1 pseudogene is annotated in these 317 nt (G+C 71.3%); it reads left to right on the plus strand.

The features are described 5' to 3' along the window. Nucleotides 1-46: 46 nt before the first annotated feature. Nucleotides 47-317 (plus strand): annotated as a pseudogene (locus tag DRV84_RS15340) (TRAP transporter small permease); the annotation flags it as partial.

The raw sequence follows: 317 nt of genomic DNA on the forward strand, positions 1-317 counted from the left end.
CGTGCGGCCCCGCCCTTCCGCACCCTGACAATATCGGAGAGCCGGGATGCGCCGGATACTCGACCGCCTCTACGCCGGGGCGCTGTGGCTGGCTGCCGTCACCTTCGGGCTGATCGCGGTGCTGGTGCTGTTGCAGATCGCGGGCCGGCTGATCGACCGCGCCGCGCGGCTCGTGGACCTGCCGCCGCCGGGGCTGACGATCCCCTCGCTGGCAGAGTTCGGCGCCTTCCTCTTCGCGGGCGCAGTATTCCTCGGCCTCGCGGGCACGCTTCAGGCCGGCGGCCACGTCAGGGTCAAGCTGTTGATCCAGACCCTGC

The organism is Rhodosalinus sediminis (assembly GCF_003385555.1).
In the GTDB taxonomy this organism is placed as follows: Bacteria; Pseudomonadota; Alphaproteobacteria; order Rhodobacterales; family Rhodobacteraceae; genus Rhodosalinus; species Rhodosalinus sediminis.